The following is a 21,151-nucleotide window of genomic DNA, read 5'->3' on the forward strand; positions in this document are numbered from 1 at the left end:
TTTTATTGAGACAATTTATTACCTATGTTATGCTATAAAAGTATATATGATGAGAGATAGAAGAAAGAGGAGGCACCAGGATGTACAACATACTATTAACAGCAATGATTATAGTGGGTGCACTAATTATTATTGCGGTTATGATGCAACCATCTAAGCAACAGGATGCTTTGTCAGCATTATCAGGTGGCGGTGGTGGTGACTTGTTTGCAACCCAAAAGGCCCGAGGATTTGTCGCTGTGATGCAACGAGTTACAGCAGTTCTTGCAGCAATCTGGTTTATTTTGGGATTGGCGCTTGTTTACCTTTCTTCACATTAAAAATAACCAGTGCTCAAGACCTCTCGTGACATTTATTACGAGAGGTCTTTCATTTTAAGAATAGTGAGAAATTAATGGAGTTACAAAATTTACAAAATCAATTATTTGGTTTTTTGAAAGGTAATCCAACCCAAGCGTATCCAGCACAAACGTTGACAGATGGGTTGCGATTAAATGATGCAAATGCTTTTAAGCTAGTTGTGCAAGCATTAGCGGCTTTGGAACGTGCTGGCAAAGTCAAGGTCAATGATGCAGGGGCTTTCCAGTATAATGCTGATCATGAGGGTGTGATTGGTATTTTTAAAGCTAATGATAAAGGTTTCGGGTTTGTTCATTACGATGAAACAGCACCAGATGTATTTATTAATCCAGATAATACTGCCTTTGCCACTCAGGGTGATGAAGTGCGTGTGAAATTACTTAATAAAGGTGATGAGAAACGTGGTCCAGAGGGTAAGGTTGAGGAAATTATTACGCACGGACGTGAACAAGTTGTTGGGGAGTTCGCTCTCGGTAGTGATTACAAGGGCTATATTGGTAGCATACGATTAACTGATAAAAAGTTTTCTTCATTTGAGTTTTTGGTCAAAGAAGGTGGGTTAGTTGCGACAGATGGTGAAGTCGTTGTGGCATCCATTGCAACATATCCGTCAGCTGAAATGCCAAAGCACTTTACAGGTGTCATAACAGATAAAGTTGGTTATAAAGATGATCCAGGTGTTGATATTTTGGAAATTGTCTACAACCATGATGTACCACATGTCTTTCCTGAAGATGCAATGAAGCAGGCAGAAGCGATTCCTGACGAAGTATTAGATAGTGAACGTGAGGGACGTGAAGATATTACCGACCAACCATTAGTTACAATTGATTCAATTGAATCAAAGGATTTGGATGATGCGGTTGTTGTTTGGAAGTTACCAAATGGTAATTTCCACTTAGGTGTTCATATTGCTGACGTATCTCATTATGCGATTGAAGGAACGCCTTTGGATGAAGAAGCTTATAATCGTGGCACATCAGTTTACCTAACGGATCGTGTGATTCCTATGTTGCCACGTAAAATATCAAATGGCATTGCTTCATTGAATCCAGGTGTTGATAGATTAGCGATGTCAGCTGAAATGGAGTTCACACCAAAAGGAAACTTGGTTAATCATCGTCTACATACATCAGTGATGCGATCACATGCACGTATGACTTATAAGGCAGTGAATGCAATCTTGGATGGTGACGAAGAAACCCGTTCTGAATATGCAGAATTAGTGCCAATGTTTGAAGATATGGCTGAGTTACATCGCATTTTGTCGGCAAAGCGTACGGCACGAGGCGCAATTGAGTTTGATGCACCCGAGGCAAAAATCATTGTTGATGAGCAAGGAAAGCCGACTGATATTGAATTACGTGAACGTGGTTTATCAGAACGAATTATTGAATCGTTCATGTTAGCAGCAAATGAAACTGTTGCGATGCACTTTGACTTAGCTAAGGTACCATTCTTATATCGTATTCACGAAACGCCGGATGCTGATCGTGTGCAAAACTTCGTTGAATTTGTAAAAGCTTTGGGAGCACCAGTAAAGTTAGATCCTGAAAAGATACAGTCAACAGATTTGCAAGCGATTCATAATTTCTTTGTCGGTCGTCCGGAAGAACAGATGGTTTCAACGATGATGCTGCGTACAATGAAACAAGCGAAGTATTCAAATGAACCATTAGGGCACTTTGGAATTGGCGCCCAATATTATACGCACTTTACATCACCAATTCGTCGTTATCCTGATTTAACTGTTCACCGATTGATCAAGTGGTATGAAAAGAATGGGCTTGGTGAAGAAGCACAGGCAAAGTATGCAGACAAACTAGCTCAAATTGGTGAAGATACTTCTGTCAAAGAGCGTCGTGCAGTTGATACAGAACGTGATACTGATGCGATGAAGAAGGCTGAGTTTATGATGGACAAAGTTGGCCAAGAGTTTGATGGTGTTGTCAACGGTGTGCTAAAATTTGGTATGTTTGTTTCATTAGAGAACACCGTTGAAGGATTGATTCATGTATCAAACTTTACTGATGATCAATATGTTTACGATGAAGCACACATGGCATTGATTGGCCGGCGCTTACATCATATCTATCAAATTGGTCAACCAGTGAAAGTTCGTGTTGTTCGTGTTGATAAGGAACAAGCATCGATTGATTTTGTACTGGTAGACCCAGATGAAGCACCTTTGACCGATATTAAAGTACCAGAAGAACATCGTGGTGCTTTTGGTAAAAATCGTGGTGAGCGCCGTCAACATGATAAGCGTAATCATTCATCAAAGGGAAATAAAACTCATAATGATGGTAAGCCATTTGGTGCCTATCAGAATAAACGTAAACCAGATTCGAAGCATCAAGGTACCAACCGTAAAGGCCGTCATTAGTAATTAGAATCAGGGGGTTGTCATGGTTAAAAAAAAGCAGCGCGCTGATGGTGCGTTGGCAACTAATAATAAAGCACGATATAATTATGCGATTGCTGAAACTTATGAAGCAGGTATCGAATTGACGGGAACAGAAATTAAATCAGTTCGTGCCAGTAAAATCACGATTGGGGATGGATTTGTCCAGGTTCGTGATGGTCAAACTTGGTTAGATAATGTGCATATTAGTCCATTCGAACAAGGTAATCGATTTAATCATGATCCGCTACGTAGTCGACGATTATTATTACATAAAAAAGAAATTCAAGTATTACAGGCGGCTGTTGCGCAGCAGGGTAAAACGATTGTGCCCTTGAAGGTTTATCTAAAACATGGTTTTGCAAAGGTTTTAATTGGTGTTGCAACCGGTAAACATAATTATGATAAACGTGAAACAATCAAAAGACGTGATCAAGATCGTGAGTTACACCGAACATTGAAGAAACGTTATTAATAACTTTTAAAAACATTGGTTTGATGGGAGTCTAGCTTAGAATCCATCAAATCAGTGTTTTTACTTTACGGATAAAGAGTATTTAATGTCAGAAAAACTGACACAAAATATCTTTTTATAGTGTGAATAGCGTAAAATAAACTGGTATGAATTTAAAAATTATAGTCTTGGAGGAATAGACAATGCGCAAGTGGTTAATTAGTCTAATGGCGTTAGTTGGGCTGGCAGTTGGGATAGTGGTAAGTTCACCAGCTGTGCATGCAGCAACACCAAACTATACCATTACAACTGATACAACATTCCCACCATTTGAGTTTCAAACAGATAACGGGAAGTATCGTGGAATTGATATGGATATGCTGAAAGAAATTTCAAAACGCGAGCACTTTACCTATACGCTAAAGCCAATGAGCTTCAATGCTGGCGTGCAAGCAGTTCAGGCCGGTCAAGTTGATGGTATCGTTGCTGGTATGTCCATAACAGACGAGCGTAAAAATACTTTTGATTTTGGAACGCCTTACTATAAAAGTGGTATTGTTATGGCTGTTTCACAAAAATCAAAAATCATGGGATTGTCTGATCTAAAAGGGAAAACAGTTGCTGCAAAAACAGGTAGTGCTGGAGCGGATTACGCACGTGAGATGTCAAAAAAGTATGGTTTTAAAGTGACCTTCTTTAATGATTCAAATACAATGTACAATGATGTTTTGATTGGTAATACGGTTGCTGTTTTTGAGGATCAACCAGTTATGGCATATGCGATTCAGCAAGGTACAAATCTAAAAATTGTCACAAAGCCAGCCAAAGGTAATTGGTATGGTTTTGGTGTCAAAAAGTCTGCTAATGCTGAACTATTAAAGAAATTCAATGCAGGTTATGCAGAAATTGTAAAAGATGGTACTTATGACAAGATTGTTAACCGATATCTAGGAAAAGGTGGTTACAATTATAAAAAGAATGCAGCTAACCAGACTGAAAATCAAAAAACAACAATTTGGGATCTTGTTAAAGAAAATAAGAGTGCGCTATCTAGTGGGCTAGTTAAGACACTAGAGTTGACCTTAGTGGGAATTATTCTGGCGGCTATTTGGGGAATATTCCTAGGTATTCTAGGCGTTATGCCAAGTAAGTTTGCTCGTGGCCTTTCAACGACAATTATTTACATTTTCCGTGGGTTACCAATGCTTGTTCTAGCTTTCTTTATATATATTGGAATTCCCAACTTAACTGGACAAAAAATTCCGGCATTTACAGCGGGTGTTATTACGTTGATTTTGAATGAAGGTGCTTATATTGGGGCTTTCGTTAGTGGTGGATTTAAGTCGGTCGATTCAGGACAGCTTGAAGCAGCACGTTCATTGGGACTACCATATGGTAAAGCAATGCGCAAAGTTGTTATGCCACAAGGAATTCGCTTAATGATACCAAGTTTTATTAACCAATTTATTATTACGTTGAAGGATACATCAATTCTGTCAGCAATTGGTATTATTGAATTAACACAAACAGGTACATTAATCATTGCTCGTAATTTGCAAGGATTTAGAGTCTGGTTAATGATTGCGGTTCTATATCTTATCGTTATTACACTATTAACTTGGTTATCAAATTGGGTAGAAAAGAGGATCAAATAATGGCAACAGTTATTGAAGCACGTGATGTTCATAAAAGCTTTGGAAAAAATGAAGTGCTAAAAGGGTTGAGCTTGGCTGTTGAAGAAGGTGAAGTTGTCGTAATGATTGGCCCTTCTGGTTCTGGTAAATCTACATTTCTACGTGCATTGAATAAGCTTGAAGAAATTAATAGTGGCGAAATTGCTATTGATGGTCAGAATATCAACCAACCTAAGGTGAACATCGACAAGATACGTGAAAAGGTTGGTATGGTATTCCAACACTTTAACCTTTTCCCTCATTTAACAGTCATGGAGAATATGACGTTAGCACCAGTACAATTAGGTAAGATGACCAAAAGCGAAGCGATTGCAAATGCTAAAAAGCTTTTAGATCGTGTTGGTCTAGCTGATAAGGCAGACGTTAAGCCTGACACATTATCTGGTGGACAAAAACAACGTGTGGCAATTGCGCGTGCTTTGGCCATGAATCCGGAAATTATGTTATTTGATGAGCCAACATCAGCATTAGATCCAGAAATGGTTGGTGATGTTTTAGCAGTTATGAAAGAACTTGCTGAAGAAGGTATGACGATGATTGTGGTGACTCACGAAATGGGCTTTGCTAAGCAGGTTGCTGATCGTGTGGTATTCTTCGCAGATGGTTATATTCGTGAAGAAGGTGCACCAAAAGAAATTTTTGATCATCCACAAGATCCACGTACACGTGATTTCTTAGATAAAGTTTTGAATGTATAAATAAGAGAGCGAGACAAAAGCCGGCTTCAGACTTTTGGAACGCGTTTATGCTATAAAACTAATATGCTCTTAATTACGCACTTTTAGCGCAAAAAATAAAAAGGCTGAGACAATTTCTGTCCCAGCCTTTTTATTTTCTAGGTAGATATTTTAGTGCTTTAGAATTAATAAATGGTGTCAAACGTGGGGCTGGCATATTGAAAATACTTGGCCAAGCTAGTGGGTGCCCATGAGCAATAAATTCCCATCGATCTAAAAAGGCAATAATCAATAATAAAAGTGGCTCTTGATGTGTATCAGAAATTTTGATTAATAGACGTTGATCTTTACTTGGGGTCGCGGTTGCTAATTGTTGACTAACTGTTTTTATTTGAAAGTGACGTTTTTCAAGACTACCAAGGACAAACCAGTTTAAGTTGTTCACAAATAATAATTCGTGTAACTTCAGCGATAGGCCGATTGAACCGACTTCTCGTTGATGGTTTGCTAAAATGAACCTAGGAATAATACCACTTGAAATTTGCGTAATCTTAGCAAGTGGTTCGTAGGATTGATTATAAATGGTGATCGTATCGTAACGTTGACCGATTTGTCCAGAGATAATGTATTTGACGACATTTGTATAAGTTGTGACAGTAGTTGTACCATCAAATTGTTCACCTACTTTTGACATTAGTAAATCATGCATATAAACACCTCGTCATGACATGAAAAAGATTACTCATTATTTTATTCTAACATAATCATGTGTGAACGTGTTTTAGTCGGTATAATAGGTATATGCATGAATTCAAATTATGAAAATAGGAGTCGATATGCCAGAGCTATTACCAAAAGATTGGGCAGATGCATTGCAACCAGTATTGCAGCCAAATTATATTGGTCGCATCCAAGAGTTTTTAGATACAGTTTATTTAGTCGATACGGTGTATCCAGAACGACAAAATGTATTTGCTGCGTTAAAAGAAACCCCTTTAAACAAGGTGAAAGTCGTGATTTTAGGGCAAGATCCATATCCAAACCCTGGCCAAGCGCAGGGGTTGAGTTTTTCTGTACCAGCAACGATGGCCTTACCTAAGTCATTGATTAATATTTATAAAGAATTGACAGATGATTTAGCAGTTACTGCACCCAACAATGGTGATTTACATCGTTGGGCAAAACAAGGTGTTTTACTGTTAAATACAGTTTTAACAGTACCAGCTCACCATGCAGGGGGGCATGCAGGAGAAGTATGGGAACAGTTGACTGATGAAATTATTAAACTAGTTGCGGAACGAAATCAACCAACTGTCTTTATTTTGTGGGGGAAACAAGCGCAAAATAAAAAGCAGCTCATTAATGGTGAACAAAATTTGGTGTTGCAAGCACCTCATCCAAGTCCATTGTCTGCTTATCGTGGCTTTTTTGGCTCTAAACCATTTAGTAAAACTAACGAATTTTTACAAAAAAATAATGTTGCACCTATTAAATGGGTATAAATCAATATATTTTGTTGCTAAAGTGAAACACTTAGAAACGGCTATACATCAATGGGTTTAGTGCCTCTATGGTATAATAGGATATGTACTAAAAAATAATTTTAAAAAAAGACGGGGGTTTGTTGATCATGGAGTTGTTTGAGCAATTAGCAAATAAGATAAAAGGACAAAATAAGACGCTTGTATTTCCAGAGGGGGAAGATGCACGTATTCAAGGTGCAGCAATCCGTTTAGCTGCTGATGGTCTAGTTAAGCCAATTTTGTTAGGAAAGCAGTCATTGATCGATGCGACGGCAGAAAAACATCAATTTGATTTATCAAACATAACAGTTATTGATCCAGCAAGTTATCCTGAAGATAAGTTGAACGACATGATTCATGAACTTATTGAACGTCGCCATGGTAAGACAGATACAGCGACTGCTAAAAAGTGGGTTACTGATGTGAACTACTTTGGTACGATGTTAGTCTATATGAATTTAGCTGATGGTATGGTATCTGGTGCAACACATCCGACTGGGGATACTGTTCGTCCTGCTTTGCAAATTATCAAAACAGCGCCAGGTTCATCAAGAATCTCTGGTGCATTTGTCATGCAACGTGATGATGAACGTTATATCTTTGCTGATGCAGCCATCAATATTGACATTGATGCACAAACGATGGCAGAAATCGCTATTCAGTCAGCTAAGACGGCAAAAGTCTTTGGTATTGATCCAAAGGTTGCGATGCTAAGCTTTTCTACAAAGGGTTCAGCCAAGGCACCACAGGTTGATAAAGTTTCAGAAGCAACGAAAATTGCTAAAGAACTAGAACCATCACTGGCACTTGATGGTGAACTACAATTTGACGCAGCGTTCGTTCCTGAGGTCGCTAAGTCAAAAGCACCAGATTCTGAAATTGCTGGTCAAGCAAATGTCTTTATCTTCCCTGATCTACAATCTGGAAATATTGGATATAAAATTGCCCAACGTTTAGGCGGCTTTGAAGCAGTTGGTCCAATTTTACAAGGGTTAGCAAAGCCGGTTTCAGATTTGTCACGAGGCGCCAATGAGGAAGATGTCTATAAGGTCGCTATTATTACGGCTGCACAGGCATTAGAAAACTAGATAAATTAATAGAGGAGCGACATAACACAAATTCGTTGGCAATTTATAGATGAGATGTGTCATGGCGCTTTTTAATATATAAGGTAAGAGGGACAGCGTATGTGTACGAGTATTTTTCAAGTTGCACGTAATGGTGTACATGTTTTGTCACGAACAATGGATTGGCCGAGGTTAGAGAATTCGCCAATGTTTGTGCCTAGAAAATATCAATGGCATTCATCATTTAATCGGCATCTCATACAAAACAAGTATGCCTTCATTGGTGGTGGTGAATTAAGCAATAAACGAACAGATATTGCGGATGGTGTTAATGAATATGGACTATGTGCACAAAAATTGACTTTTGGTAATGGTGCAAACTTTGTGGATGAAATTGACGATTCTAAAGTACAGATTGCGCCATTTGAATTTGTATTTTGGCTATTAGGAAATTTTAAATCAATTGCTGATATTACTGAACATATTGCTGACATTCAACTAATGTCTCAAAAAAATAGTGTCATAAAGTATGGCAATCCTGAATTACATTTTGCTGTTACTGATCCTACTGGGGCAATCGTCGTGATTGAGCCAACTACTTGGCCAATGAGAATTGTGGCGAATCCACTGGGGGTGGTAACCAATAGTCCTCATTTTGAGCGTCAAATTCAGCAATTAGAAAAATATGTTGATTTTAAACCAGAGTTCAAGGCGGGCAAAATGCCAATCAACGTTCCTAAAGTAACAACGGGAAAACTATCTGGCAAAGCGACACCGCCAGGTTCTTACTCACCTGGTGCACGTTTTTTAAGAGCAGCGTATCTAAAAGAACGGGCTGATCAACCTGCGGATGAAGCAGAGGCAATTATTACCAGCTGGCATTTATTAGATAGCGTGACAGTACCACAAAATTTGACACATCAACAAACATTCTCGGTTTATCGAGCAGCTACGGTGGCTGAAAGCCGTAGTTATTATTTTCAGTCTTATCATCAGGGTGAAGTGTCCAAACTACAGTTAACAGATGATATGTTAACTGCTACTGAGGCAGTCGTTTATAATGTTCCCGATGAGTTAACGGTTAATCAATTAAATTAAAATATTATGTCATTAAAGCTCCGTAAAAATTTTATGTTGAGCTTTTTTGCCTTTATTTGAGCCGTTTGTGCTCTGTAATCAGTTAGTCAAAAATGGTATACTTTTAACTATGAGAATATTAGTAAACACAGTGAATGAAACACAAGAATTAGCCGCTAAGTTGGCAAAAAATGTGATAGCTGGTGACACAATTTTGTTATCAGGTGATTTAGGAGCAGGAAAAACTACTTTTACACAGGGATTTGCAAAAGAATTGGGTGTGAGAAGGCCCGTTAAGAGTCCAACGTTTACTTTGGTACGTGAATATCGTACAGAAAAGTTTCCTTTATACCATCTGGATGTTTATCGTCTAGGTGAAGAGGGAAATGCCGAGGATTTAGGATTATCAGAGTATTTCGGTGGCGATGGTGTTGCATTAGTTGAATGGTCACAGTATATTAAGGCCGATCTACCTGATGATGTATTAAAAATTTCGTTTGAACGGGTTGCAGGTCAAGAGACAGAAAGACTAATTACAATTACGGCAACTGGTCATCGATCAAACCAATTATTAGCAGCAATGGAGGCATAATGGAAGTATTTGTACGACCTGCAGATAGACAGGATGCAGTAAAACTGATGGGACTGTTATTTCAATTACAGGATGAATCTAGTACATTTATGATTGCACAAGATCCTGAAACGATTGAAGCAACGGATGAAGCTGATAATATTGATATTCTGCAGACGACAACAAATAACATTATGCTAGTGTCGGTCACTGAAGAGGGACAATTAGTTGGTTTGGCGTCGGCTGCGGCAAAGCCTGGCCAACCAAGAGTTGCAGAAATTGGGGTTGCGGTGTTAGCTGATTATCAAGGTAATGGATTAGCACAAGCAATGATTTCAGAAATTTTAAACTGGGCAATAACCTTTAGTTCAGTCGATCAGTTGGTATTAACAGTACAAACAATCAATGAAATTGCCATTCATATTTATGAAAAAATGGGCTTTAAGCGCATTGCCGGTTCTGAAAGTGAAATTATGAATAGTGATCAAAAGCTGGTGCCAGCTTTTGACATGGCCTGGACGGTCAAAGATTGATGAGGTGTAACCATGAATTTTATTGCAATGGACTTTGAAACTGCAAGTGCTAAGCGTTATAGTGCTGTATCGCTTGGATTGGCAGTTGTGCGTGATAACAAACTTGTTGATGAATTTTATACATTAATTAAACCAGATAGTTTTTTTGATAAGCGTAATACTCGTATTCATGGGATTACCGAAGCTGATGTCCGTAATGCACCAATTTTTCCAGAAGTTTGGGAGCAAATTCAGCAGTTTTATACACCTAATCAATTAGTTATCGCTCATAATGCGCCGTTTGATAATGGTGTTTTGCGAGAAACATTAACTCATTATGATATTGACTTGCCGCACTATCTATCTTTAGATACTGTGCGCACGTCACGAAAACTTTATCCAGAATTACCAAATCATAAATTAAATACGGTAGCGGCAGCGCTAGGAATTGATTTAAAACACCATCATAATGCACTTAATGACACAGTAGCGGCAGCTGAGATTTTAGTACGACAAGCAACTGATTTTGGTGTTGAACCATTGAAACAGTTGGTTAAAGTGATTTAATTAAGGAATTGAAAAATGAAGATGTTGAATGAAATGTTTCCAAGTTATAACATTCAGGCGAATGTTAATTTAGGAGACTATACAAATACACGTGTTGGTGGGCCAGCAGATTGGTGCTTTTGGCCAAAAACACAACAAGAACTACAACAGGTCGTCCATTTTGCAAATGAGACTGATTTACCCATTACAGTTCTTGGTAATGCTTCAAATTTGGTTATTACTGATGATGGTCGACAAGGAGTAGTCATTTTCTTGACCGATATGCATCAAATTGAAGTCTTTAAAAATAGCATCACTGCTGAAGCAGGGGCATGGATAATTGAGGTAGCACAAGTAGCCTATGACTATTCATTAACTGGTTTAGAGTGGGCCGCAGGAATCCCTGGATCGATTGGTGGCGCTGTTTTTATGAATGCAGGGGCATATGGCGGTCAAATCGATCAAGTTTTACAAAGTGTTGATGTAATTACGCCGGTGGGAGAAATAAAAACATATTCTGCAGCTGAATTGGCATTCGGTTATCGTCATAGTTTGGTTCAGAAAACGGGCGATGTCATTATTAGAGCAACATTTACTATGCAACCTGGGAAACGATCAGAAATTGGTGAAAAAATGGCTGATTTTAATACCCGTCGCGCACAAAAACAGCCTTTAGAATTTCCATCATGTGGGTCAGTTTTTAAGCGACCAACTGGATATTTTGCTGGTAAATTGATTATGGATTCTGGTCTACAAGGATATCAAATTGGTGGTGCGCAGGTATCGACAAAACATGCAGGTTTTATTGTTAATCGTGGACAAGCAACCGGGAGTGACTATGTTCAGTTAATTAAGCATGTTCAAGATGTTGTATATGAAAAGTTTTCAGTAAACTTAGAAACTGAAGTTCGGGTACTAGGGAGAAAATAAACAAAGAAAAGGAGTGTGTGTATGGTTCTACTACAAACCGTTGTTGGTCTAACATTTTTAGTTGTGTTAGGCAACGTATTAGGTAACTTTCTAAAAAAAATACCAGTCAGTTTGATCCAAATTGGATTAGGATTACTTGTGGCTGTATTTTTTAATGTTGAAATTGAACTTGATACAGAATGGTTTTTACTTTTATTTATTGCCCCGTTGCTTTATTCAGACGCGTGGCGATTTCCTAAAAAAGAGCTTTGGGAATTACGAGGGCCTATTTTTGGTAATGCAATCTTATTAGTATTTATTACAACGATTGTTGGTGGCTTTTTGATTTATTGGATGATTCCACAGTTACCACTTCCTGTAGCATTGGCGATTGCAGCTATTTTATCACCGACTGATCCCGTAGCAGTGTCAGCCATTGCATCTGAAGCAAAATTGCCGCCTTCAATTATGCATTTAGTGGCTGGAGAAAGCCTAATTAACGATGCAAGTGGTCTGGTTGGATTTAAATTTGCTGTTGCAGCTGCAACAGCAGGAACCTTTTCGCTTTGGGACGCAACAGGTGAGTTTCTATATGTTTCTATTGTGGGAACTTTAGTAGGGGCATTAATGGGGTTTCTTATTAATGCTGTTGGTGACTGGCTATCTGCGCATGCCATTAATGATGTCTCATTACGGGTTGTGATTCAATTATTCACACCTTTCTTAGTTTATATTATTGCTGAAGAAATTCATTCATCTGGTGTTATTGCTGTTGTCGTTGCGGCAATTATTTTAAATATTCATACAAAACATGATGTTGATTATACGGGGGAACTCCATGTTATTGGTATTAATACATGGAATGTTTTCGGATACCTATTAAATGGATACATATTTGTTATTTTGGGAATTGAATTCCCATTAGCAACACATTTAGGCAAAGTCATATCATTACCGATGGCTATTTTGTATTCAGTAATTACTTGGTTCATTATTTTTGGTATTCGTGTTGTTTGGACTTATGTCTCACAATGGGTACGTTTAAAAAATCATAAAAATGAAACTGCATCATGGCAGGTTGCCATTACATCTGGACTGACAGGGGTTCGCGGTGCAGTGACAATGGCCGGAGTTTTGTCTGTACCACTGGTAACAGATAGTGGCCAACCATTTCCACAACGTGCGCTAATGCTATTTATTGCTGCTATCACAATAATTTTATCGTTGGTTGTTGCCATTGTGTTTCTACCAATAGTTGGTGGAACAAAGAAAACACAAGTGCCACCTGGTAAGAATAAGGCGCAAGCTAAGGTCGCACAACATATGTCAGAACCACGTGCACGGGTTTATGTTTTACAGTCAGCTGTGCGAGAAATTGAGGCACGACGCCGAGAATCAAATCAGGCGGTTGTCTATGAAATAATTCGACGATATCAAATTCAAATTCGCCAACTGCAATTGCAATTTATGAAAACTGACAAGTTGAGTCCAATCTTGAATGCAGAAATGTCATTACGGCAAATCGCTCTAGAAGCAGAACGAAGTGCCATTCAAAGATTGTTAGTCGATGAGCGCATTACACCATTAGTTTTTGCTAGTGAAGGTCGACGAATTGATCGTGCAGAATCCGAATTGGATGATTTAGTTACCCATGATCGAGGTAAGCGAACTTGGCGTCAAATTCGTAGATTCTTAATGAGTTTTGGACGCATGGTACGTGTCTGGTTAAGTGATGATTCTTCTGACACATTGATGTCAGAGTATGAATTAGCGCATCATGAATCTGCCAAAGAAGCAATTGCAGCAATCTCAAAATATATTAGTACAGAAGAGGCACAAAATTCGCACCTGGATCAAACGGCAGCGTATAATTTAATTATTATGTATCGTTCACGCTTGGAACGTGAACGTCATGGTCGTAAAGGTGTACAAAATATTGAAGATTTGAAAATTGAACTCGAATTAGTTGGCTTGAATGCACAACGTGAAGCGGTACAACATTTAACTGAAGCTCACTTTATCTCGAATGCGACGAGTATGAACATTCGACAAAATATTAACTTTACGGAAGCAGGCATGTTGACCAATTTGGAAGAGTAGGAGTTAGTATGAATTTTGATATTGATGCATTATTAAAAAATATAAACATTGTTCGTATCATTGATGTCATCATTGTCTGGTGGGTTCTTTACCGATTGATGATGCTGATTCGTGGTACCAAGGCGGTCACTTTACTGCGTGGTGTTGGAATTGTTATCATAGTGAAGGTAGTTAGTTGGTATTTCGGATTGGCGACAATTTCTTGGGTAACTGACCAAATTATTAATTGGGGAGTCATCGCCATGGTGATTGTTTTTCAGCCTGAAATTCGACGAGGTCTTGAACACCTTGGTCGTTCTGGCTTGTTCAGACAAAAACAGGCATATCAATCTGAAAAACGATTGGTTAATGAGCTCGATGATGCGATTCAATATATGTCTAAGCGACGTATTGGTGCTTTAATTTCAATTGAAATGGAGACAGGTTTAGAAGAATATATTGAAACCGGTATTCCAATTGATGCTGAAATTTCAAGTCAGCTATTGATTAATACGTTTATTCCGAATACACCGTTACATGACGGAGCAGTTATCTTGAAAGATAATCGATTGGCAACTGCTGCAGCTTATTTACCATTGTCGGACAGTGCAACAATTCCTAAAGAGTTGGGGACAAGGCATCGTGCATCAGTCGGAATTTCAGAAGTTACGGATGCACTAACTATTGTTGTGTCTGAAGAAACGGGTGCTGTGTCAATTACTAGAAATTCGGAATTGATGCAGTCGTTATCTCGTGAGGATTATCGGAAGTATCTTACCCGTCAGCTTGTCACATCAGATGAGGTAGCTAACCAATCTTGGTGGACGCAGTTAAGATCATTCTTAAAGCGAGGAGATAAGTAATATGAAACGACGTACTGATAAAATCGTGTATGGTCTGTTAACATTAGCTGTCGCCATCTTTATGTCTGCTTACACTGACTCACAATCAACGACGTCCACGCGTCGATCAAATAATAATACTAATGAATTATCTACTATTGGCAAGATAACATCATCACAGTCGGCAACGGTTAATGTGCCTATTCAATTTTCCGGCATTAATACAGATGATTATTATATTAGTGGTGCGCCTGACAATGTTGCGGTGACAATAAGTGGACCATCGGCATTAGTTACGGCTGCAAAAAACACGAAAAATTTTCAAGTATCAGCAAACTTAAAGAATTTATCAGATGGTACACATACTGTTAGTCTTAAAGTTACTGGGTTAAATAAAGATTTGACGTATAAGCTGAAAACACCTAAAGTAACATTGACCATGTATAAGCGCACTTCTTCATACTATTCAGTGAAAACTAACTATAATAAAGATGCTATTGCTGATGGTTACACAGTTGGTACGGTGACAACGTCAGTCAACAACGTTCAAATTATGGGACGTCAGTCCGCAATTAATGTCGTAGATAGTGTTGTCGCTGATGTGCAATTGAAGCGAGATACGAAAAAAACGGTTAGACAAAAGGTCACATTGCAGGCAGTAGATGCGAATGGTAATCCAGTAGATGTCGCTGTATCACCACAGGTTACAACGGTTAAAATACCAATTAAAACAGGTAATGGTACGCGTCAAGTACCATTGGATTTAAAAACAAAAAATGGTAATGCTTCAGAATTTTCATTGTCTGGCTCAGTTAATGAAGTAGCTGTACAAGGAAATATTGATGTCTTAAACAAATTAAAGAATGTCCAGGCTGTTGTAGATTTGTCTGGCGTAACGACAGCAACACAAAAAGATGTTACGATTGATGTGCCAAATGGTGCTGAAAGTGTTGACCCAAAGACAGTATCGGTGGTTATAACTCCTAAGGAGTAGAAAGAGAATTATGGTTGAATTACATTATTTTGGAACAGATGGCGTGCGGGGCATTGCCAATAAAGAATTGACACCTGAGTTAGCATTTCGTCTTGGCCGGATGGGTGGAGCAGTACTAACTCGTCATGCAGTAGATCATCGGCCTCGTGTGCTTGTTGGACGTGATACAAGAATGTCAGGTCCATTGTTGGAACATGCGCTAATTTCTGGTTTACTTTCTGTTGGTATTGAAATCCAACGTTTAGATGTGATTTCTACACCGGGGGTTGCTTATTTAGTTCGTGCACAAAAGGCCGATGCTGGTGCACAAATTACAGCATCACACAATCCGGCAGAAGATAATGGTATTAAATTCTTTGGTTCTGATGGTATGAAGTTATCAGATGAGCTGGAAGCAGAAATCGAAGCACTGCTCGATGCACCAGAAGATACATTGCCACGCCCAGCAGCTGAAGGCCTAGGATCTGTTTCTGATTTTAAAGAGGGAACGGCTAAATACTTAGAATATTTGCAAACGACTATCCCTAGTAACTTAGATGGTATGAAATTGGCTATTGATGCAGCAAATGGTGCTACTTCAGGTCTAGTGGCTAATTTATTTGCAGACATGGGCGCTGATTTTGTTACGATGGGGACATCACCAGATGGTCTTAATATTAACCAAAACGTCGGCTCAACCCACCCAGAAGCATTAGCAAAGTTTGTGCTTGAAAATGAAGCGCAAGTTGGTTTGGCATTTGATGGTGATGGTGATCGTTTAATCGCCGTCGACGAAAATGGGCAGATTATTGATGGTGATCAGATTATGTTTATCGTTGGTAAATATATGTCTTCACACGGTCGTTTAAAGCAAGATACCATCGTGACAACAGTTATGTCTAATATTGGTATGTATAAGGCGATGTTTGAAAATGGACTAAACTCTGTGAAAACGGCAGTCGGTGATCGTTATGTCGTTGAAGAAATGATCAAGTCTGGTTACAACCTAGGTGGTGAACAATCTGGACACGTTGTCTTTTTAGATTGGGCAACTACAGGTGATGGTATGCTAACAGCACTACAATTATTACATGTGATGCAAGAGGCCGATAAACCATTATCTGAATTAGCTGCAGAAATGACAGTTTATCCACAAAAATTGGTGAATGTTAAAGTACAAGATAAAAAAGCAGCATTGTCAAATGAAGCAATTAAGCAAATTATTAGCGAAGTTGAATCTGAAATGGGCAATGATGGACGTGTTCTTGTACGACCTTCAGGGACACAAGATTTGTTACGAGTGATGGCGGAAGCGCCTACTCGTGAAGCTGTCGATGAATATGTTGATCGAATTGTCACAGTTGTTAAGCAAGAGGTTGGTGTTGAGTAATGTCAGCAGATTTTCAGACGTTAGATATTATTGAAGAAATTACACGCAATGATGGCTCAACGTATAAGGAAATTGGCAATTTGTTGCATAATGGTCAGGCAGAGTATGCTGTTGAAGAAGGAATGATCAAGAAGGTTCGAATTTTAAAAATTAACATTCCACACTCTAAGAATGTTATTAGTTACGAAAAATTTGTTAATGAGAATTTTGATATTCCAACAAAAATTGCTATTTCAGAGTATATTGAATGGCAACGGACGCCAGAGATGGACGCTGTTGTTGAAAAAATCTTAGCTGAGAATAAAGTTAGTTAACTTTAATGAAAGAGTCAGAAATACTATCATACCTTGAAAACATCAAGCGTAATGGTGGTATTTAATGGCTCTTTTTACATGCTTTTTTTCCGTTATAAATAGAAATTTGTTATTATAAGTAATAAGTAATTTTGTGAAAGGTTGGTCAGTTATGAATATTGGATTATTTACAGATACATATGCGCCACAAGTTTCCGGTGTTGTATCATCAATTCAGACACTCCGACAGCAGCTTATTGACCATGGGCATCGGGTGTATATCTTTACTTCAACTGATCCAAATGTGCCAAAGGAAGTTTTAGAACCTGATGTCTATCGCTTTCCAAGTTTTCCATTTATTGGTTTCAAGGATCGGCGGTTATCGTATCGTGGTGCTATTCAAGCGATTCAGCTAGCAAAAAAGTTAGAACTTGATATTGTACATACTCAGACTGAATTCTCATTAGGTTTAATGGGAAAATTAGTTGCTAGACAATTGAAAATACCCGTTGTACATACTTTTCATACAAATTATGAAGATTATTTACATTATGTTGCTAACGGGAAAATCATTCGGCCAGCTAGTGTAGCAGTGATTGCGCGAAGTTACATGGCAGGAATGACTGGCGTAATTGCACCGTCTAAACAAACATTTGATACACTAACCAAATATAAAGTTTCTGCACCAATTGAGATTATTCCGACTGGTGTTAGTGTAAAACATGCAAAACAAGATGATACCAGCACTTATTTGCGTGAAAAATTAGGCTTAGCTATTCAAACACCGGTTGTCCTATCACTAGGGCGCGTGGCCTTTGAAAAAAATATTGATACTGCATTAACGATATTTGCAGAGGTATTAGAACAGGTACCTGAAGCGATGTTTGTAATTGTCGGGGATGGACCAGCAATGTCTGCTTTAAAGGATCATGTACGGTCATTAGAAATTGCAGATCATGTGATTTTTACCGGAGAAGTGGATCATAAAGAGGTCTACGGTTATTATAAATTAGCTGATGTTTTCTTATCTGCTTCCGTATCGGAAACGCAAGGACTGACCTTTATTGAAGCAATGACGGCTGATACACCCGTTGTTGCGATTCGTAGTCCTTATTTAGAGACAGTTGTTTTAGATAAAAATATTGGATCGCTTGCGGATGATAGTTATGATCTAATGGCACCACTAATCATGTACTTAAATGCAAAAAAACAACAGCAAGTGATAGGAAATCCAGCAGTACGGCAGAAAGTGCTGCATGATATTGATGAAGTTACTTTTGGACAACGAGTGTTAGATTTCTACTCTGAGGCACTAGTTGTGTACCATGAAGAGGAGGATATGGAAGAAGCGGATAGTAATGATTTTGAGTATGCAAAATCATTTTTGTCTAGGATGCCATTCCATAAAAATAATAAATGATTCGAATCACAATGTTCTCTGCAGCTGAAACAGTTCCCGGTCAAGGTGTTGGTTCAGCCTACCGTGAACTAGTTAATTTATTAACCAGTAGGTTTCCCGATAAATTCCAACTAAAATTTAACAGTTTGTCAAAGACTGATATTAGTCATTATCATACTATTAATTTTGGTTTCTTTTTGAATACATTTCTTCCAGGAAGAGGTAAAAAAGTAGGATATGTACATTTTTTACCTGAAACCCTAGAAGGTTCAATTAATTTATGGTGGCCATTTAAAAAGATTTTTTATTGGTATGTGATGACCTTCTATAAACGAATGGATCAGATTGTGGTAGTTAATCCAGTATTCATTGATAAACTAGTAGCATTAGGTGTGTCAAAAGAAAAAATCACCTATATTCCTAATTTTGTTTCCAAAGACGATTTCTTTCCTGTTCCCGAAAATCAAAAGGTAAATATTCGTAAAAAATTGACCTTACCTGAAGATACATTCATGGTGTTGGGCGTAGGACAGGTGCAAGTTCGAAAAGGTGTGTTAGATTTTATTCAGTTAGCAAAAGACAATCCAGATTGGACGTTCGTTTGGGTTGGTGGTTTCTCGTTTGGCGCTATAACAGCCGGCTATGAAACACTTAAAAAAGTGGTTGATAATCCACCTAAAAACTTGATTTTCCCTGGTATAGTGGATAGAAAATTGATGAATGATTATTATAATGCAGCCGATGTCTTTTTGCTGCCAAGTTATACAGAACTGTTTCCGATGTCAGCTTTAGAGGCCTTTAGCACTGGAACGCCAACAATTTTACGCGATTTAGATTTATATCGTGCTATTATTGATGGCTATTATTTACCTGCTGTTGATAAAGATGGGATGCAGAAACAACTTGATACGCTTGAAGCGGATAGTGATTTACAAAAACAGATGGCAAAACAATCATTGGCGGCGTCTGAATATTATTCAGCAACACATGTCTCTAAAATTTGGGACACTTATTATACAAGTCAGGTTAATGACAAAAATGATGGGGGACATCAATGACAAGGCGAAATGGCATTGTATTTGTTTTAATGATGATCGCTGGTGTAGCCATATTTTATTGGTCCTTTCGTAATGTTAGTATGGTGCAACTTGTGCAGGATCTTCGGGGTGCCAATTGGTGGTGGCTACTGGTTGCCTTGTTAGCAATGGTTGTTTATTTATTATTGGAATCAATTGTTGTCAAAGTTTTCGTGGATGATTCTCATGAGAAATTATCATGGTCCGATGCGATTCGGATTCCTTTGGTTGAACAATTTGGTAATGGGATAACACCATTTTCTGCAGGGGGACAACCCATGCAATTGATTACGCTTATTCAGGCTGGCGTTGATCCCGGTCGCGCAGGGTCTATTTTACTGATGAAATTTGTGGTCTATCAGGCAATGATTGTAATTAATTTTTTCATTGCAATTGTCGTGGGTTATCAATTTATTGCTGATAAGTTAAAGGCGTGGTCTTTATTTGTCATTTTAGGATTTATTATCCATCTAGTTGTGATAATTACGTTATTATTAGTGATGTACTGGCCAGGTTTAACTAAAGCACTGGTCAGAGTAGTGTTCAAGCCAATTAAATGGATAAAACCAAATAAGGCAGAAGAATGGCAACAAGTTGTAAATGAAAAAATTAAAAATTTTCATTCTGAAAGTATACGAATGAGCCATGATTGGTGGGTATTATTTAAAGCTATTGTTTTGACATTAGTTCAATTGACAGTCTATTATTTAATCCCATATTTCATTTTATTAGCATTGGGAGCTTCACAGGTTAATATTATTTTAGTGATGTCACTTCATGTGTTAATAGTGATGGTTATTTCTTTGTTCCCAATTCCTGGTGGTACAGGTGGAGCTGAGATTGGTTTTTCAATGCTGTTTTCAACGTTTTTGCCAAATGCAGCATTGTTAGTATGTGCGATGGCATTGTGGCGAATCATTACCTATTACTTAGGGATGTTTGCAGGTATTGTCGCGTTTAATATAAAATCAAAACAGTGAGGTTAGATTTATGCTGGCAGAGAATGATTTAAGTAAAATTGTGCGACGGGTTCAGGCTATGCGCCTAGACAAGCGGTCAACGATCCAACAGCGTGATTTTAGTGTGTTTGGTGTGCCAGTAGTGACCGTATTGTATGATTCTATGTCAGGTATGTTTGCTTTAGAAACAAATGAACGGAACCAACATCGATTTGCTTTTGATGATGTTGACCTACTGGCAATTGATATTTATGAGGCGTTAGTTGAGTTTAAAGAATCATTCTAATGAATTATAAGAAATTTTTATGGTGTCTTTTATAAAATGTTAGGTTGATAACCAGAATTT

General features: G+C 38.2%; 22 protein-coding genes. 21 read left to right on the plus strand and 1 reads right to left on the minus strand.

What is annotated here, in order from left to right:
• Positions 1 to 80: 80 nt before the first annotated feature.
• The 5 genes from secG (at position 81) to QRX23_RS02500 (ending at position 5,610) form a co-directional block, all read left to right on the plus strand.
• Positions 81 to 320, plus strand: coding sequence for a preprotein translocase subunit SecG (secG, locus tag QRX23_RS02480; protein ID WP_002828898.1), 240 nt, complete (start codon positions 81 to 83; stop codon positions 318 to 320).
• A gap of 74 nt (positions 321 to 394) precedes the next feature.
• On the plus strand, positions 395 to 2,746 hold the full coding sequence (gene rnr, locus QRX23_RS02485) for a ribonuclease R (protein ID WP_330155828.1): 2,352 nt from the start codon (positions 395 to 397) through the stop codon (positions 2,744 to 2,746).
• Between the two features lie 22 nt (positions 2,747 to 2,768).
• Positions 2,769 to 3,239, plus strand: a complete 471-nt coding sequence (gene smpB, locus QRX23_RS02490) for an SsrA-binding protein SmpB (protein ID WP_330155829.1) — start codon at positions 2,769 to 2,771, stop codon at positions 3,237 to 3,239.
• A gap of 182 nt (positions 3,240 to 3,421) precedes the next feature.
• Positions 3,422 to 4,873 (plus strand): ABC transporter substrate-binding protein/permease, encoded by a 1,452-nt coding sequence (locus QRX23_RS02495; RefSeq protein WP_330155830.1) that lies wholly within the window; start codon positions 3,422 to 3,424, stop codon positions 4,871 to 4,873.
• Positions 4,873 to 5,610 carry an amino acid ABC transporter ATP-binding protein gene (locus tag QRX23_RS02500; RefSeq protein ID WP_002828893.1) on the plus strand — a complete coding sequence of 246 codons (738 nt, stop codon included), beginning with the start codon at positions 4,873 to 4,875 and terminating at the stop codon, positions 5,608 to 5,610. The genes QRX23_RS02495 and QRX23_RS02500 overlap by 1 nt, the downstream gene beginning before the upstream one ends.
• Positions 5,611 to 5,740: 130 nt before the next feature.
• Here QRX23_RS02500 and QRX23_RS02505 read toward each other — a convergent pair whose 3' ends face one another.
• Complete coding sequence (locus QRX23_RS02505; RefSeq protein ID WP_330155831.1) at positions 5,741 to 6,298, minus strand: LURP-one-related/scramblase family protein; 558 nt, start codon at positions 6,296 to 6,298, stop codon at positions 5,741 to 5,743.
• Between the two features lie 127 nt (positions 6,299 to 6,425).
• On the opposite strand from QRX23_RS02505, the gene QRX23_RS02510 reads away from it, so the two are divergent.
• The 16 genes from QRX23_RS02510 (at position 6,426) to QRX23_RS02585 (ending at position 21,091) form a co-directional block, all read left to right on the plus strand.
• Positions 6,426 to 7,091, plus strand: coding sequence for a uracil-DNA glycosylase (locus QRX23_RS02510; RefSeq protein ID WP_166434792.1), 666 nt, complete (start codon positions 6,426 to 6,428; stop codon positions 7,089 to 7,091).
• Positions 7,092 to 7,219: 128 nt separating this feature from the next.
• The gene (gene pta, locus QRX23_RS02515; RefSeq protein ID WP_150177291.1) at positions 7,220 to 8,200 is read left to right on the plus strand and encodes a phosphate acetyltransferase; all 981 of its coding nucleotides are present in this window, start codon (positions 7,220 to 7,222) and stop codon (positions 8,198 to 8,200) included.
• Positions 8,201 to 8,299: 99 nt separating this feature from the next.
• Entirely contained in the window at positions 8,300 to 9,277 is a 978-nt protein-coding gene (locus QRX23_RS02520) for a linear amide C-N hydrolase (RefSeq protein WP_330155832.1), read from the plus strand.
• A gap of 109 nt (positions 9,278 to 9,386) precedes the next feature.
• On the plus strand, positions 9,387 to 9,848 hold the full coding sequence (tsaE, locus tag QRX23_RS02525) for a tRNA (adenosine(37)-N6)-threonylcarbamoyltransferase complex ATPase subunit type 1 TsaE (RefSeq protein ID WP_330155833.1): 462 nt from the start codon (positions 9,387 to 9,389) through the stop codon (positions 9,846 to 9,848).
• Complete coding sequence (locus tag QRX23_RS02530) at positions 9,848 to 10,360, plus strand: GNAT family N-acetyltransferase (protein ID WP_330155834.1); 513 nt, start codon at positions 9,848 to 9,850, stop codon at positions 10,358 to 10,360. The genes tsaE and QRX23_RS02530 overlap by 1 nt, the downstream gene beginning before the upstream one ends.
• Positions 10,361 to 10,372: 12 nt before the next feature.
• Complete coding sequence (locus tag QRX23_RS02535; protein WP_002828885.1) at positions 10,373 to 10,906, plus strand: 3'-5' exonuclease; 534 nt, start codon at positions 10,373 to 10,375, stop codon at positions 10,904 to 10,906.
• Positions 10,907 to 10,921: 15 nt separating this feature from the next.
• On the plus strand, positions 10,922 to 11,815 hold the full coding sequence (gene murB / locus QRX23_RS02540) for a UDP-N-acetylmuramate dehydrogenase (protein WP_330155835.1): 894 nt from the start codon (positions 10,922 to 10,924) through the stop codon (positions 11,813 to 11,815).
• A gap of 21 nt (positions 11,816 to 11,836) precedes the next feature.
• Positions 11,837 to 13,894, plus strand: coding sequence for a Na+/H+ antiporter (locus QRX23_RS02545; RefSeq protein WP_330155836.1), 2,058 nt, complete (start codon positions 11,837 to 11,839; stop codon positions 13,892 to 13,894).
• Positions 13,895 to 13,902: 8 nt separating this feature from the next.
• A complete protein-coding gene (gene cdaA / locus QRX23_RS02550; RefSeq protein WP_131473797.1) occupies positions 13,903 to 14,736 on the plus strand; it encodes a diadenylate cyclase CdaA in 834 nt (277 codons plus the stop codon).
• 1 nt (position 14,737) lies between these two features.
• A complete protein-coding gene (locus QRX23_RS02555) occupies positions 14,738 to 15,709 on the plus strand; it encodes a CdaR family protein (RefSeq protein WP_330155837.1) in 972 nt (323 codons plus the stop codon).
• A 10-nt stretch (positions 15,710 to 15,719) separates the two neighbouring features.
• Complete coding sequence (gene glmM / locus QRX23_RS02560; RefSeq protein ID WP_330155838.1) at positions 15,720 to 17,078, plus strand: phosphoglucosamine mutase; 1,359 nt, start codon at positions 15,720 to 15,722, stop codon at positions 17,076 to 17,078.
• On the plus strand, positions 17,078 to 17,392 hold the full coding sequence (locus QRX23_RS02565) for a hypothetical protein (protein ID WP_002828879.1): 315 nt from the start codon (positions 17,078 to 17,080) through the stop codon (positions 17,390 to 17,392). The genes glmM and QRX23_RS02565 overlap by 1 nt, the downstream gene beginning before the upstream one ends.
• A gap of 151 nt (positions 17,393 to 17,543) precedes the next feature.
• Complete coding sequence (locus tag QRX23_RS02570; RefSeq protein ID WP_330155839.1) at positions 17,544 to 18,791, plus strand: glycosyltransferase family 4 protein; 1,248 nt, start codon at positions 17,544 to 17,546, stop codon at positions 18,789 to 18,791.
• Complete coding sequence (locus QRX23_RS02575) at positions 18,788 to 19,828, plus strand: glycosyltransferase family 4 protein (protein WP_330155840.1); 1,041 nt, start codon at positions 18,788 to 18,790, stop codon at positions 19,826 to 19,828. The genes QRX23_RS02570 and QRX23_RS02575 overlap by 4 nt, the downstream gene beginning before the upstream one ends.
• A complete protein-coding gene (locus QRX23_RS02580; RefSeq protein ID WP_330155841.1) occupies positions 19,825 to 20,826 on the plus strand; it encodes a lysylphosphatidylglycerol synthase transmembrane domain-containing protein in 1,002 nt (333 codons plus the stop codon). Before QRX23_RS02575 ends, QRX23_RS02580 begins: the two co-directional genes overlap by 4 nt.
• 10 nt (positions 20,827 to 20,836) lie before the next feature.
• Entirely contained in the window at positions 20,837 to 21,091 is a 255-nt protein-coding gene (locus QRX23_RS02585; RefSeq protein ID WP_330155842.1) for a DUF1797 family protein, read from the plus strand.
• Positions 21,092 to 21,151: the final 60 nt, after the last annotated feature.

This window comes from Weissella paramesenteroides, assembly GCF_036327715.1.
GTDB lineage: Bacteria > Bacillota > Bacilli > Lactobacillales > Lactobacillaceae > Weissella > Weissella paramesenteroides.

Coding starts and splice junctions, on each gene's coding strand:
- smpB (WP_330155829.1), top strand. CDS start 2,769: ATGGTTAAAAAAAAGCAGCGCGCTGATGGTGCGTTGGCAACTAATAAT.
- secG (WP_002828898.1), top strand. CDS start 81: ATGTACAACATACTATTAACAGCAATGATTATAGTGGGTGCACTAATT.
- cdaA (WP_131473797.1), top strand. CDS start 13,903: ATGAATTTTGATATTGATGCATTATTAAAAAATATAAACATTGTTCGT.
- QRX23_RS02570 (WP_330155839.1), top strand. CDS start 17,544: ATGAATATTGGATTATTTACAGATACATATGCGCCACAAGTTTCCGGT.
- murB (WP_330155835.1), top strand. CDS start 10,922: ATGAAGATGTTGAATGAAATGTTTCCAAGTTATAACATTCAGGCGAAT.
- QRX23_RS02575 (WP_330155840.1), top strand. CDS start 18,788: ATGATTCGAATCACAATGTTCTCTGCAGCTGAAACAGTTCCCGGTCAA.
- QRX23_RS02495 (WP_330155830.1), top strand. CDS start 3,422: ATGCGCAAGTGGTTAATTAGTCTAATGGCGTTAGTTGGGCTGGCAGTT.
- QRX23_RS02530 (WP_330155834.1), top strand. CDS start 9,848: ATGGAAGTATTTGTACGACCTGCAGATAGACAGGATGCAGTAAAACTG.
- QRX23_RS02535 (WP_002828885.1), top strand. CDS start 10,373: ATGAATTTTATTGCAATGGACTTTGAAACTGCAAGTGCTAAGCGTTAT.
- QRX23_RS02545 (WP_330155836.1), top strand. CDS start 11,837: ATGGTTCTACTACAAACCGTTGTTGGTCTAACATTTTTAGTTGTGTTA.
- QRX23_RS02580 (WP_330155841.1), top strand. CDS start 19,825: ATGACAAGGCGAAATGGCATTGTATTTGTTTTAATGATGATCGCTGGT.
- QRX23_RS02500 (WP_002828893.1), top strand. CDS start 4,873: ATGGCAACAGTTATTGAAGCACGTGATGTTCATAAAAGCTTTGGAAAA.
- QRX23_RS02520 (WP_330155832.1), top strand. CDS start 8,300: ATGTGTACGAGTATTTTTCAAGTTGCACGTAATGGTGTACATGTTTTG.
- glmM (WP_330155838.1), top strand. CDS start 15,720: ATGGTTGAATTACATTATTTTGGAACAGATGGCGTGCGGGGCATTGCC.
- QRX23_RS02565 (WP_002828879.1), top strand. CDS start 17,078: ATGTCAGCAGATTTTCAGACGTTAGATATTATTGAAGAAATTACACGC.
- QRX23_RS02505 (WP_330155831.1), bottom strand. CDS start 6,298: ATGCATGATTTACTAATGTCAAAAGTAGGTGAACAATTTGATGGTACA.
- tsaE (WP_330155833.1), top strand. CDS start 9,387: ATGAGAATATTAGTAAACACAGTGAATGAAACACAAGAATTAGCCGCT.
- QRX23_RS02585 (WP_330155842.1), top strand. CDS start 20,837: ATGCTGGCAGAGAATGATTTAAGTAAAATTGTGCGACGGGTTCAGGCT.
- QRX23_RS02555 (WP_330155837.1), top strand. CDS start 14,738: ATGAAACGACGTACTGATAAAATCGTGTATGGTCTGTTAACATTAGCT.
- pta (WP_150177291.1), top strand. CDS start 7,220: ATGGAGTTGTTTGAGCAATTAGCAAATAAGATAAAAGGACAAAATAAG.
- QRX23_RS02510 (WP_166434792.1), top strand. CDS start 6,426: ATGCCAGAGCTATTACCAAAAGATTGGGCAGATGCATTGCAACCAGTA.
- rnr (WP_330155828.1), top strand. CDS start 395: ATGGAGTTACAAAATTTACAAAATCAATTATTTGGTTTTTTGAAAGGT.